This is a genomic window from Bacteroides sp. LFL-34 (assembly GCF_027257075.1).
GTDB classification, from domain to species: domain Bacteria; phylum Bacteroidota; class Bacteroidia; order Bacteroidales; family Bacteroidaceae; genus Bacteroides; species Bacteroides ovatus.
The window spans coordinates 18132-30429 of record NZ_JAPQKZ010000061.1 but is presented as its reverse complement, the minus strand read 5'-3'; the positions used below and the strand labels follow the sequence as shown (position 1 = coordinate 30429).

Genomic DNA, 12298 nt, shown 5'->3' with positions numbered 1-12298 from the left:
TGGATTGAAAATAAACTCAATAATCGACCTCGTAAAAGACTTGGATACCTCACGCCAAACGAAAAATTTAAACAAATTATTAATCAGAATTCTGTTGCATTTGCAAGTTGAATTCAGCAGACAAAAAATAAATAATGCCAAAGTTGTAATATTGCCTTCTGCTACTCAAAGTCAGGCAGAAACGGTATTTGAAACAATTAGGATAGAGCGTATATCTGGAAGTATTTTTATAAAAGATGCGGATGGATACTTCTCATGTGATGTTGAGCCTGCAAATGGTGTAGCTATATTTCCATTAGAGAAAATGAGCCTTGTTAATCCTCAAAACAAGAGTTTTGTTGCGGTCGATGACATGTTTTATGTTACTAATGTGATAGAGAAAAAGGTAGTGAGTCATTATTTTAATGCAGGTGCCTCGTGCTTTGAACATGCCGAAGACTTTTGTCGCTATTTTGAATTATTATCGCAATATGGTGATAAATTATATATATCGCATATTATTTATGCCATGCTGTTGGATAAGTTGACTTTTCGCCCTTTGCCGGTCACAGATTTCTATGATTGGGGCAATAACGGTCTATATAAAAACTATATTAATTCACTATGAACGTATTAATTACAGGAGCAGCCGGATTTATTGGCTCTCAGTTGACACATCGTCTCTGGAAAGACGGTGTTAATGTCGTGTTGGTAGATAACTACTCTTACGGCTCGGATGATAATTTGATTTTTGATGATTGCAATCTCATTGACAAGGTATTGAAAGTTGATATAAGAGATAGAGAACGAATGGATGCAATCTTTTCCGAAAACGTTATTGATTATGTTTATAATATTGCTGGAATTGCGCCATTGCCCGATTGCCAGTCCAATCCTTGCGAGGCTATTGATGTGAATGTTACCGGATTCGTTAATATCCTTGAGTGTTCACGAAAATATGGCGTTAAAAAAGTTATCCAGGCGAGTACAAACGCTATGTATGAGAATGAAACCGAATTTCCCACATTCGAAAACAACTTCAAGCATCCCACCTTGATATATCCTAATACAAAATATTGTGCCGAACGGTTTGCCGAATCTTTTTGTGATACTTATGGCATGAATGTTACGTGTTTGCGTTTTGCTAATGTGTACGGACCACATATTGATTGCTTGAGAAAGCAACCGCCATTTGTGGGGTACATGATTAGGGAATTGTTTTTTGACAGAATACCAGTTTTTCATTCTGATGGAAAACAGAGGAGGGATTACATTTATGTAGATGACTTGATAGACTTAGCAATTAAGGTACAGTGTAATGAGGGATTTGATTGTGTAAATGTGTCATCCAATACGAATTACTCAGTAAATGAAATGTACGATATTGTTCGGAAGATAATGGGTAAGACAATAAATGCAGAATATGCCGATACCTCTCATTATTGGGTCAAATATCCTCAACTGTATAGTGGAGCATATCCGATCAGAGATGAAATTCTAAACCACGAGGTGAATAAATACTCTCTTTGCGATAATTCATTGGCAAAAGAAAAATATGGTTGGACTCCTAGAATTGGTATAGAAGAGGGGTTGAAAAATGTTATTAACTATGAGGTACAATTGTTGGCAGGTAAGCACTCATTGTATGGCTCTTGATTTGATTTTCTTAATCTTTTACTTTAGCCTCTGTGTACCACTTTTACCTGTGAATATTACAAAATAAATTATAGTTTGCTCAAGGAAATGACTCGATGTGTGCTTGTGATACCTTTAGGGGCATGATAGCCGAAAATGGGTGCTTACTTGATGTTTATAGAAAAAATATAAGTTTATGAAAGAAGTTGAAATAACTTTGGTGGTTATGGGTGATGTGAAAAATCCACATACATGGAGTGGTACACCATATAATATCTATCGTGAATTGATAAAAAAAGGAGTTCGTGTCAATTGTATAAATGAGAATGAATTAATTTCCCCCCTTGAAAAGAAAATTGTAAGATGTTTAAATAAATTTGGTATTATTGCAGATCTGGATAGATCACCACTGTTTTATCACTCAATTGCTAAGAGACTACAAATAAAGCTGAATGAAATCAATGTTAAAAATGTACTTTTTATTTCCAGCCACTGTTTAGATGATAGTTGTGATGAGAGAAAGAAATATTATTTGTATGTTGATGCTGTAAAAAGACCTGTTGTAGAAGCTGGTAGATATAATCGAATAAAAAGATTTTTCATTAAATTATCATTGCCTAAATATGAAAAGAGAGATAGAATGTCTTATGCTCATATGAGTGAAGTTTTCTCTTTGAACGATTGGACGAGGCAATATTTGATAGATAGTTATAAGATACCTGCAGAGAAAATAACCACGGTGAATTGCGGTGTAAATCTGGAACCTTATTATGGAGAGAAAAATTATGATGATAATCTATTACTGATTGTTCTTCGTAAAGGAACCGAGTATTATAAGGGCTTGTTATTACTTATTGATGCTTTTGATATAGTCAAAGAAAAAGTGTCTAATGCGAAGTTGGCGATAGTTGGGACAGATGAGGTGCGTTCTCAAGAGGGGGTGACTTACTATCATAATAAATCGAGAGAAACTACAGTAGAGCTCTTTAAGAGATGTACCTTGTATACAATGCCGGCATTAGCAGAACCCAATGGTACAACTTATGTGGAGGCATTGGCTAATAAGGCTCCCATTGTTGGTCTGAATAAATTCTCTGCACCCGAATTTTCCGGATATGGGAAGTATGGCTTTATGGCTTCGGAAGCTACACCCCAATCGGTGGCTGATGTGATAATAGAGGCTTTAAGTGATAAAGAACGTTTGAAGCGAATGGGAGAAGAAGGCCAGCAATTTGTGATGAAAACATTTACTTGGGAAGTGGTTTGCCAAAAAATGCTTGATTCAATGGTATTAGAGTGACTATTGAGAAACGGATTGATTTATATGTATGAAAGAATTTCCTTTAATATCTGTAGTAACAGTGTCTTATAATGCTATTGCTACCATAGAACAGACTATCTTGTCGGTAATAAATCAAAAATATTCTGCTATAGAATACATTATTATTGATGGAGGAAGTACAGATGGTACAGTTGACATTATAAAAAAATATGAAGATAAAATCTCTTATTGGGTAAGTGAACGAGATAATGGAATTTATGACGCAATGAATAAGGGAATAAGGCATGCGACTGGTAAAATAGTGGGGATAATAAATAGTGATGATTGGTATGAAATGGATGCTTTTGCAACTGTGGCGGATTTATACTTGAAAAAAGGTGATTTATATCTTTATCATGGTGACATTCGATATTGCTTAGGTAAGCAAGAAACTCGTGTAGACAGTCCTAACTTGAATTTGAGTGACTTCTATAAGGGATCATGTGTATTTCATCCTACGGTCTTTGTGCCTTTGGCTGTTTATAGAAAAGTAGGAGTATTTGATACCGCATATAAGATAGCAGGGGACTATGATTTTCTACTTAGATGCTATTTGAATTCTATTAAATTTATGTATATAAATCGGATAATCGCCAATATGCGCATTACCGGGATAAGTAATAGACAAAGAATAATGACTTATGAGGAAGTGAAGACTATAGGTTTGAGATATTATAGGAATAAGTGTAAAGTTCATATAGCTTTCTTCCTAAATTGTTTTGTTTATTATTTGGTTTGTTTGAAACACTGCTTATATAAATAGTAGCAGTTATAAGATGAAAACATCATTATTGAATTTAATTCATATTGTTGGTTTTATAAGTATTTTCTCATATTCAATGCCAATGAATTATCTGCCCGTTTCATTATGTACGGTGAGTCAGTTATTGCTAGTGATATTGGGGAGTTGGAAGTACAAGTTATGTGTTAATAAGCGGATACTTATATTGATACTATATGTTATAGCTGTAAGTTTGTTAAATTCTGCCCGTATAACTTCTGTCACTCTAACTACTTTTATAAGATTTTTGGTTTGTATATTAGGAAGCTATTTTTTTGCGAAATCTTACGAAGGAAATTGGAGGTCATTTATAAAGGTATATTTAAAGATATGTATAGTTTTCTCTGTTGTTTCTGTTATACAGGAATTTGGCTATTTATTAAATATACCTTTGCTTTATGATATGAGTGGATTGATAGGTGTTTCTGATATAAATCTTGATACTTCAGGACCTTTTTTACGTTGTCCATCCTTAACCATGGAACCTGCTCAGATTTCGTTCTTGTTATTTCCTGCTATATATTTAAAGATGTCCGATTTTTTTGATAAAACTAATTATGTGCCTGGGAAGAAGATATACACTCTTATACTGATTGGTGCTTTCTTGACCTTTACTTTTACAATATTCTTATTTATATTACTTGCATTTTGCTATTTCATTTTTAAGCGAATTTCATTGAATAATTTATCTTATGTTGTGGTAATTTGTCTTGCTATGATAGTACTACTGACTAGCGAAAATAATGTTTCAAATAAATTTAGATCTCTATTTGTCGCTTCTGAACAATTACAATCAGCAGACAATCTATCAGCTTTTGCACTAATATCTAATGTGTTAATAGCTAAAGATGCAGCGATAGACAATCCGTTTGGTACCGGTTTTTTTACAACGGGACAGAACTATGATACTTATATCCATCACTATTTTCTGATTACGAAAGATTCATTAGAATTGAATAAGGATGGTGGAGGTGTGATGTATGTAAAGATTCTTTCGGAATATAGTTTCGTAGGTCTCTTTCTATTTTTTATTTTCATATTGAAGTTGAAAAATTGTAAGAATCCAATAAATATCAGTAGTTCGTGTATCTTCCTAATACTATGTGTAAGAGTAGATAGTTATACCAGCTCGTTATTATTCGTATTTCTGTCATTTGTTTGTATTACAGCTTTTCCGAAAAGAAACTCGAATCAGGATAAATTTTCTATAGAAATTAATCTATGAAAAAAATAGCTTTGTTCTTTCCCAGCTTTGAAGTAGGAGGAGTTGAGAAAGTGATGATTGTGCTTGCAAATCGATTGAAAAGTTTGCAATATGAGATTGTTGTCATAGCAAAAGACAGAGGTGTACTCAGGAAACTGTTGTATGCAAATGTCGAAGTCGTGGATTTAGGGAATAGAAGAATTCGTTCTTCTTTGTTTTTCCTAAAACGAATTTTGCAGGAATATGAAGTGGATTGCTTGATAAGTGGACCTGATTTTCCAAACTTTATATCTATCATAGCAAATATATTTTCTCGTAAGAAAGTTAAACTGATTATCACTCAACATTGCTATTTTAATATAGAAACTAAACGGTTAGGAATACATGGCAGGATTTTCCCTTTTTTAGTAAAGCTGTTATATCATAAGGCTGATGTCGTGGTAGCTGTTTCAGACGGCATTAAAAATATGTTGAAACAATTGGGAGTACCTGCTGAAAAGATAATAAGAATATACAATCCGATAGACTTCTCATTGATTAGTAAAATGGCTTGTGACAATATTGATATGGATGAGACTTTTGATAAGTATATTGTATATGTGGGAAGGTTGAGCCATGTGAAGAATGTGTTACTGCTGATACGTGCCTATGCATTATTTCGTGAACAGAACACGACATACAAATTATTAATAATTGGAGATGGAGAAGATAGTGACAATTTGAAGCATGAAGTTAAGCGAAAAGGATTATCTGAAAATGTCCTTTTTACAGGAAGTATGATAAATCCATACCCTTATATAAAAAAAGCATCTTTGTTAGTATTGCCTTCTCTGTCTGAATCTTTTGGTAATATCGTAGTAGAAGCAATGTTTTTAAATGTAACTGTTGTCTCAACACAAACAGCTGGAGTTAATGAAATTAATGGCAATACAGATAGTATATATATGGTTTCTTCTTTTCAGGACGAAGGAGTATTGAGTGATATAATGCTGTATGCTATAAATCATCCTAAGAATCCGGAATTGCTGCAAATGCGAGCTAACTATTTTGATGCGAATTTCATAATAAATGAGTATATCTCATTATTATAACTTCGTCCGTTATAAAATAGAAACGGTTCTTTCCGGTGAAACGGTTGAAAAATTCTGCTTCCGTAATGGCATACCTTATAATTTTTTCAGAAATGGCATCGAGATACGCGTCACAAAATAGCTCCCCGTAATCTCCACCTGTCGTATGCAGGGGAAATCTGTATCATGTTTTTTCAGAGACTTCTTTAGAGAAATCGTACTCGGTCGACGGGATTATGAGAATCTGCTGGCGATGATGCTAGAAATAAACAATTAATAAACATTAAAAAATTAGTCCATTTCGACAATCTTTATAGAAAACCTGCCGTTTGGCAAGTTTCAAATAGGGGATACATCAAAATTGGACGCTAACTAACGATTAAATAATATACAATGAATATAGTCTTAGATAATATAATATTTAGTCTCCAAAAATCAGGAGGGATTACTGTCGTTTGGAAAGAATTTTTAACGAGGCTATGTGTAATTCCTAAATTGAATATTTATCTTATTAATTATACTAACTCTAATGTATCAATACGATTTTGCGGTGAGAATATTAATGAAATTTTAAGAAAAGCATTTTTTTTTCGTTTGAAACGCTATATAAATCCAAGAATCCCTCTAAAAGAACAATTTATTTTTCATTCATCTTATTATAGAACTTCATCCTCAAAATATGCTATTAATATTACAACTGTCCATGATTTTACATATGAATATTTCTCTCATGGATTGAAAAGAATGGTTCATTGTTGGCAAAAGTATAGAGCGATTCGTCGTTCTGATTATATTATATGTATTTCTAATAATACAAAAGCTGATTTACTAAAATTTCTACCGGAAATAAATTGTGATAAAATTAAAGTTGTATATAATGGAGTCTCTGATGATTATTTTGTTATACATGATGAAAATAAGCGAACTTCAAATTTGCCTTTCCTGACTGATACTTATGTTTTGTTTGTAGGAGGGCGCGCAGGGTATAAGAACTTTCAATTAGTAGTAGATGCAATTTTTGAAACATCTTTAAATTTAGTTATTGTTGGTGGTCTATTAACAGGTAAAGAAAGATTTTACTTGGAAGAGAAATTAGGGAGCAGGTATAAATATGTTGGAAATATTTCCAATATACAACTAAATATATTATATAATAATGCTTTTTGTTTATTATATCCTTCTGCATATGAGGGGTTCGGTATTCCTGTTGTTGAAGCACAAAAAGCAGGTTGTCCAGTAATAGCATATAATAATTCTTCTATTCCTGAAATTATAGGAGATTCTTCTCTTTTAATAGATAATTTGTCTGTCAATGATATCAATGAGAAAATATCACTATTGTTAGATAAAAGTGTTAGAGAGGAAATAGTAAAACGTGGATTACAAAATGCTCAACGTTTTACATGGGAGAAAAACAATAAACAAATATATGATATTTATCAGGAGGCTTTTAGATCTAAATTATAATGAAAATTTCTCTTATAACTGTTACCTACAACAGTAGCAGGACTCTTCGTGATACAATAGTTTCTGTGTTAGCACAAACCTATCAAGATATTGAGTATATCATAATAGATGGACTCTCGGAAGATAATACAATAGAGATCATAAAAGAATATGAACCACAGTTTGAAGGGCGTATTAGATGGGTTAGTGAAAAAGACACCGGACTTTATGATGCTATGAATAAAGGTTTTAGAATGGCTACAGGAGAAATTATTGGAATAATCAATTCTGATGATTTAATAGCAGAGACGACTGCTATAGAAAAAATTGTAAGGTGTTTTGAAGCTAATAGCTCTGTTGATGCTGTTTATGCGGATTTATATTATGTTGCTCAAAGTGATACATCTAAAATCGTTCGATACTGGAAATCGGGTAAACAACGTCCTTTTGCTAAAGGATGGCATCCTGCTCATCCTACTTTTTATGTCAAGAAAGTGGTATATGAAAAAAGTGGATTGTTTGATTTAGGTTTTAAGTTTGCTGCCGATTTTGAATTGATGCTTCGTTTGATTGAGAAAGAGCATATAAAATTGTATTATCTACCTGAAGCATTAGTAAGAATGAGATTGGGGGGTACTACTAGTAAGAGTCTTTCTAATATAATAAAAGGTAATATTGAGTGTGTAGAAGCTTTTAGAAAAAACAGAATAAGGGTAAGTTGCTTATATCCTTTATTTCGCTTATTTCCTAAAATTAAACAATATTTCCAGTAAATAGATAAGTACTTGATAGCTTCTTTGTCTCCCTTAGCTTTAACTCATGCCTGTGAACTTCTTTTTGAACTTAAGAACCTCCACTTAAATATTATAATTATATGACAAACGATGAATTATTATTAGGAACGATTAGGTCTTTACGGTTTTTGCTCATGGCTGGAATCGTATTTATTCACTTGAAAATAAAAGTGGTATAAAATAAAATGTTGAGATGTAATAAACACGTGAGTGTTTCGTCTGTGAGATGAAAAAAATGTAGGTCCCTAGCTTCATGCTGTAAAGGCATGATTCTCCTACATTGTGGATTGGAAATCGTATGACGGTACATTTCTGATCTACACCCTGACATCGGAGGTTAAAGCCGATGTGAATTTCCCACTATATCAACTGTCTGTGAAGATCGTTGATATTTAAAATGAATCACAAACTATAATTATAAAAGAATATGTAGGTCCCTAGATTCATGATAAACTCATGAAATCCCTGCATTTTGCAGGTTAGAAATCGTACAGCGGTATATTTCTAACTTAGCCCTCATATTGGTTTAAAAACTGATATGTATCTATATGTGAAATATACCAACTGTCTGTGAGGATCGTTGGTATATTATTTTTTTAGATGGTTAAAGAATACAAAAAAAGAGCAAACTCGCATGATTTCTAAATCTTTCCAGAATCTGTATCGTTATTTGCTGTATGAAACGAAAGTATAGTATTAACGCTAAAAGAATAACGATTATGAAGAAAATTCTATCTTTACTTGTGTTGGCTATTGTAGCCGTACAGTTTTCATTTGCAAAAGATGTAATTACCAAAGACATGAATCAGTTACCGCTTCCGGCACGTAATTTTATTAATGGTAATTTTGCAAAACCACAGATTGCTCATATCAAGATTGATAAAGATATGATGGAGTCTACCAAGTATGAAGTGGTATTGATGGATGGTACGGAAATTGATTTTGACAGTAAGGGCAACTGGGAAGAGGTAAGTGCAAAGAAAGGACAGGTTGTTCCTGTTAGTATTATTCCGGGATTTGCTGTCAATTATTTGAAGTCTCATAATTTTGTGAACGAAGGAGTGACCAAAGTCGAACGTGATCGCAAAGGATATGAAATAGAATTGTCTACCGGACTTTCTTTCAAATTTGATAAGAAGGGAAAGTTTATCAAGGCTGATGATTAACTAAAGATTTGTGATAAATAGACCTAAACAAGAAGATAGCTATGTGGAGATTTAAGTTTAGCGCTTGGGCAGTGGTATTGATGATGACTGCTCTTTCGTTTGGCGCATGTGATAATGACGATGATGATGATACTTTTGTTCCGCCCAGTAATATTACAGAAGCTTTAAAGCAGGTATATCCGGCTGCCCAGAATGTAGAATGGGAGATGAAAGGTGCCTATTATGTAGCTGACTGTTGGGTAAGTAATGACGAACTGGAGGTTTGGTTTGATACCAATGCCAATTGGGTGATGACAGAAAATGAACTGAATAGCATAGACCAGCTGGTACCGGCTGTTTATACGGCTTTCATGGATTCCAAGTATAATGCATGGGTAGTGACGGATGTGTATGTGTTGACTTTCCCACAAAATCCGATGGAATCTGTGATTCAGGTGAAGCAAGGTAGCCAACGCTATGCGCTTTATTTCTTACAGGAAGGCGGATTGCTACATGAAAAAGATATTAGCAATGGAGACGATACAAATTGGCCGCCGACTGAATAGTTTTTAATCATAAAAATCAAAATGGGCTATTTCTATAAAAGGAATAGCCCGTTGTTTTTTATAATTACATTTGTTTATAATCCTTGGCTAATCCTCCTTCACTTGTTTCTTTGTAAAGTGATGGAAGGTCGTGTCCGGTTTGTTTCATTACTTGTACTACTTTGTCGAAAGAGACACGGTGCATACCATCGGTGAAAGCTGAATAAAGATTAGCATCCAGCGCACGTGCAGCGGCGTATGCATTTCGTTCGATGCAGGGAATTTGTACCAATCCGCATACCGGGTCGCAAGTCATTCCCAGATGGTGTTCCAAACCCATTTCTGCTGCATACTCAATTTGTGCAGGACTGCCTCCGAACAATTGATTGGCGGCAGCCGAAGCCATTGCGCAGGCAACACCGACTTCTCCCTGACAACCTACTTCTGCTCCGGAAATGGATGCGTTGAATTTGACTATGTTACCAAACAAACCGGCAGTGGCTAACGCACGTAAAATGCGCATATCACTAAAGTCACGGCTTTTTTGAAGATGATAAAGCACGGCAGGCATAACTCCGCAGGAACCACAGGTAGGTGCGGTTACTATTTTTCCACCGGAAGCATTTTCTTCACTTACCGCCAAAGCATAAGAGAAGACGAGTCCTCTGGATTGGAGGGATTGTTTATATCCGGTGGCACGTATATAATAGGTGGAGGCTTTTCGTCTAAGATTTAGTGGACCGGGCAGTACGCCTTCCGCTTCCAGTCCACGGTGAATGGCATCTTTCATGGTGGCCCATACTTCAGCCAGATAGTCCCATATATCTTCTTCCTCACATTCCTTTACGTATTCCCAATAACTTTTTCCGGTATCTTCACACCATTGGAGTATTTCGGTCATGTTTTCCATACCGTATACATCAGGGCTTTCAATGGTTGGATTATCATTGTTTTCTGCTAGTGTACCGCCTCCGATACTATAAACAGTCCAGTTTTCCTGCACTTTATCATTACTGTCCAGAGCTGCAAATGTCATTCCGTTGGGATGGAACGGTAGAAAGACTTTGGGTTGCCATACAATTTCTACCGGGGCGGTGGGTTGCAAGGTATCTATAATGGCTACATCCGTCATGTGTCCTTTGCCTGTAGCAGCTAAACTGCCGTAAAGGGTTACTTTAAAAGATGCAGCATCCGGATGACGTTCCAGAAACATTTCGGCAGCTTTGCGCGGTCCCATAGTGTGGCTACTGGAAGGTCCTGTACCTATCCTGTATAGCTCTTTAATCGATTTCATGACTGATGATGTGTTTTTGTTAATACCATTTCTTTTTTCTGAAGTACAAATATACAATAATACCGATAATTGCCATTATAATCCAGGCAAATAAATACCCGTACTGCCATTCCAGTTCCGGCATCCATTTGTAATTCATTCCCCATACTCCGACCAGAAATGTCAAAGGGATAAAGATGGTGGATACGATGGTTAATCTCTTCATGATGTCGTTCATTCGTAAGTCATTGTTGGAGATGTATAGATCGACTAATGAAGAAAGGGTTTCCCGGCAGATTTCGATGGTTTGTAATACAAATTGCAAGTGGTCGTTTACATCATTGAAAAAGGCGCGGTTCACTTTATGGATGAGCAGATTTTCTGCTCGCAATAGCTTTATATATTGTTCTTTTAAGGGGAGGATTGCTTTTTTCATTAGCATATATTGGCGTCGTAATGCCTGAATCTGGATACCGATGTCGTCTCCGCTGGTGATGGTTAGCAATTCTTCTTCCAAATCTTCGAGTGCGTCATCGATGGAAGAGATGGTTGAAATGTAGTTTCCCATCACGCTGTTGAGCAGTACGCTAAGTAGATAATCTGTTTGACGGCTGCGTATCTTCAGAACATCATTACGCAAGGCAGAACTGACATCATCAAAGAAATCAGTTTCTTTTTCGAGGAAAGTCAGTACATAATTATTTCCTATGATAAGGCAGACTTGCTGTTGGAGCAGTTCATCCAGTTCATTTTCTTCTTTATGTTCGTTCGGATAGAATATCTTTAAGATCAGGACAATGTATTTATCATGTTCTTCTATCTTGGTCGGATGATCCGCATTCAATATATCTTGTAAGACAAGGAAGTCTATTTCGAAATGACTGCAAATTTCCCGGATAGTTTCTGTGTTTTTCATTCCGTGTATCTGTAGCCAGTTGATTTGATCGTTGTTCAGCGTACCTTTGATGGCTTGAAAAGTATCACTAGAACTTTCCTGCATCTCGGTAGCATTGTAAGTACAAAGATGTAAATGGGTAGGAGTAAGACTTTCTCCTGTATAAATAAGCTTTTCGCTTAACAGATTATTTTTCATGCTTTATTCTCG

At 35.0% G+C, this 12298-nt stretch carries 12 protein-coding genes and 1 pseudogene; 11 read left to right on the top strand and 2 right to left on the bottom strand.

The window, feature by feature from the left end; translation table 11 throughout:
- The 11 genes and pseudogenes from N5O98_RS24395 to N5O98_RS24345 form a co-directional block, all read left to right on the top strand.
- Positions 1 to 111 (top strand): annotated as a pseudogene (locus tag N5O98_RS24395) (IS30 family transposase); the annotation flags it as partial.
- A complete protein-coding gene (locus N5O98_RS24390; protein WP_269496109.1) occupies positions 95 to 607 on the top strand; it encodes a hypothetical protein in 513 nt (170 codons plus the stop codon). The pseudogene N5O98_RS24395 and the gene N5O98_RS24390, both read left to right, overlap by 17 nt.
- On the top strand, positions 604 to 1635 hold the full coding sequence (locus N5O98_RS24385) for an NAD-dependent epimerase/dehydratase family protein (protein WP_004305762.1): 1032 nt from the start codon (positions 604 to 606) through the stop codon (positions 1633 to 1635). Before N5O98_RS24390 ends, N5O98_RS24385 begins: the two co-directional genes overlap by 4 nt.
- Positions 1636 to 1810: 175 nt before the next feature.
- Complete coding sequence (locus tag N5O98_RS24380) at positions 1811 to 2914, top strand: glycosyltransferase family 4 protein (RefSeq protein ID WP_022199286.1); 1104 nt, start codon at positions 1811 to 1813, stop codon at positions 2912 to 2914.
- A gap of 28 nt (positions 2915 to 2942) precedes the next feature.
- Positions 2943 to 3698: a glycosyltransferase family 2 protein gene (locus N5O98_RS24375; RefSeq protein ID WP_022199285.1), complete on the top strand. Its 756-nt coding sequence runs from the start codon at positions 2943 to 2945 to the stop codon at positions 3696 to 3698.
- Between the two features lie 13 nt (positions 3699 to 3711).
- Entirely contained in the window at positions 3712 to 4941 is a 1230-nt protein-coding gene (locus N5O98_RS24370) for a hypothetical protein (RefSeq protein ID WP_022199284.1), read from the top strand.
- Positions 4938 to 6011, top strand: coding sequence for a glycosyltransferase (locus N5O98_RS24365; RefSeq protein ID WP_004305766.1), 1074 nt, complete (start codon positions 4938 to 4940; stop codon positions 6009 to 6011). Before N5O98_RS24370 ends, N5O98_RS24365 begins: the two co-directional genes overlap by 4 nt.
- 372 nt (positions 6012 to 6383) lie before the next feature.
- Complete coding sequence (locus N5O98_RS24360; RefSeq protein ID WP_004305767.1) at positions 6384 to 7457, top strand: glycosyltransferase family 4 protein; 1074 nt, start codon at positions 6384 to 6386, stop codon at positions 7455 to 7457.
- Positions 7457 to 8209 carry a glycosyltransferase family 2 protein gene (locus N5O98_RS24355; RefSeq protein ID WP_004305768.1) on the top strand — a complete coding sequence of 251 codons (753 nt, stop codon included), beginning with the start codon at positions 7457 to 7459 and terminating at the stop codon, positions 8207 to 8209. The genes N5O98_RS24360 and N5O98_RS24355 overlap by 1 nt, the downstream gene beginning before the upstream one ends.
- Before the next feature lie 740 nt (positions 8210 to 8949).
- Positions 8950 to 9396 (top strand): PepSY-like domain-containing protein, encoded by a 447-nt coding sequence (locus N5O98_RS24350; RefSeq protein ID WP_004305769.1) that lies wholly within the window; start codon positions 8950 to 8952, stop codon positions 9394 to 9396.
- A gap of 41 nt (positions 9397 to 9437) precedes the next feature.
- A complete protein-coding gene (locus N5O98_RS24345; protein ID WP_004305770.1) occupies positions 9438 to 9941 on the top strand; it encodes a PepSY-like domain-containing protein in 504 nt (167 codons plus the stop codon).
- Positions 9942 to 10005: 64 nt separating this feature from the next.
- On the opposite strand, the gene N5O98_RS24340 is transcribed toward N5O98_RS24345, so the two are convergent.
- Both N5O98_RS24340 and corA read right to left on the bottom strand, forming a co-directional pair.
- Positions 10006 to 11214: an L-serine ammonia-lyase gene (locus N5O98_RS24340; RefSeq protein ID WP_022199283.1), complete on the bottom strand. Its 1209-nt coding sequence runs from the start codon at positions 11212 to 11214 to the stop codon at positions 10006 to 10008.
- Positions 11215 to 11233: 19 nt separating this feature from the next.
- Entirely contained in the window at positions 11234 to 12286 is a 1053-nt protein-coding gene (gene corA, locus N5O98_RS24335) for a magnesium/cobalt transporter CorA (RefSeq protein WP_004302250.1), read from the bottom strand.
- Positions 12287 to 12298: the final 12 nt, after the last annotated feature.

What these genes read in the sequence shown, in the direction of transcription:
- N5O98_RS24385 (WP_004305762.1), top strand. Translation starts at nt 604, where the DNA reads ATGAACGTATTAATTACAGGAGCAGCCGGATTTATTGGCTCTCAGTTG.
- N5O98_RS24380 (WP_022199286.1), top strand. Translation starts at nt 1,811, where the DNA reads ATGAAAGAAGTTGAAATAACTTTGGTGGTTATGGGTGATGTGAAAAAT.
- N5O98_RS24375 (WP_022199285.1), top strand. Translation starts at nt 2,943, where the DNA reads ATGAAAGAATTTCCTTTAATATCTGTAGTAACAGTGTCTTATAATGCT.
- N5O98_RS24370 (WP_022199284.1), top strand. Translation starts at nt 3,712, where the DNA reads ATGAAAACATCATTATTGAATTTAATTCATATTGTTGGTTTTATAAGT.
- N5O98_RS24365 (WP_004305766.1), top strand. Translation starts at nt 4,938, where the DNA reads ATGAAAAAAATAGCTTTGTTCTTTCCCAGCTTTGAAGTAGGAGGAGTT.
- N5O98_RS24360 (WP_004305767.1), top strand. Translation starts at nt 6,384, where the DNA reads ATGAATATAGTCTTAGATAATATAATATTTAGTCTCCAAAAATCAGGA.
- N5O98_RS24355 (WP_004305768.1), top strand. Translation starts at nt 7,457, where the DNA reads ATGAAAATTTCTCTTATAACTGTTACCTACAACAGTAGCAGGACTCTT.
- N5O98_RS24350 (WP_004305769.1), top strand. Translation starts at nt 8,950, where the DNA reads ATGAAGAAAATTCTATCTTTACTTGTGTTGGCTATTGTAGCCGTACAG.
- N5O98_RS24345 (WP_004305770.1), top strand. Translation starts at nt 9,438, where the DNA reads ATGTGGAGATTTAAGTTTAGCGCTTGGGCAGTGGTATTGATGATGACT.
- N5O98_RS24340 (WP_022199283.1), bottom strand. Translation starts at nt 11,214, where the DNA reads ATGAAATCGATTAAAGAGCTATACAGGATAGGTACAGGACCTTCCAGT.
- corA (WP_004302250.1), bottom strand. Translation starts at nt 12,286, where the DNA reads ATGAAAAATAATCTGTTAAGCGAAAAGCTTATTTATACAGGAGAAAGT.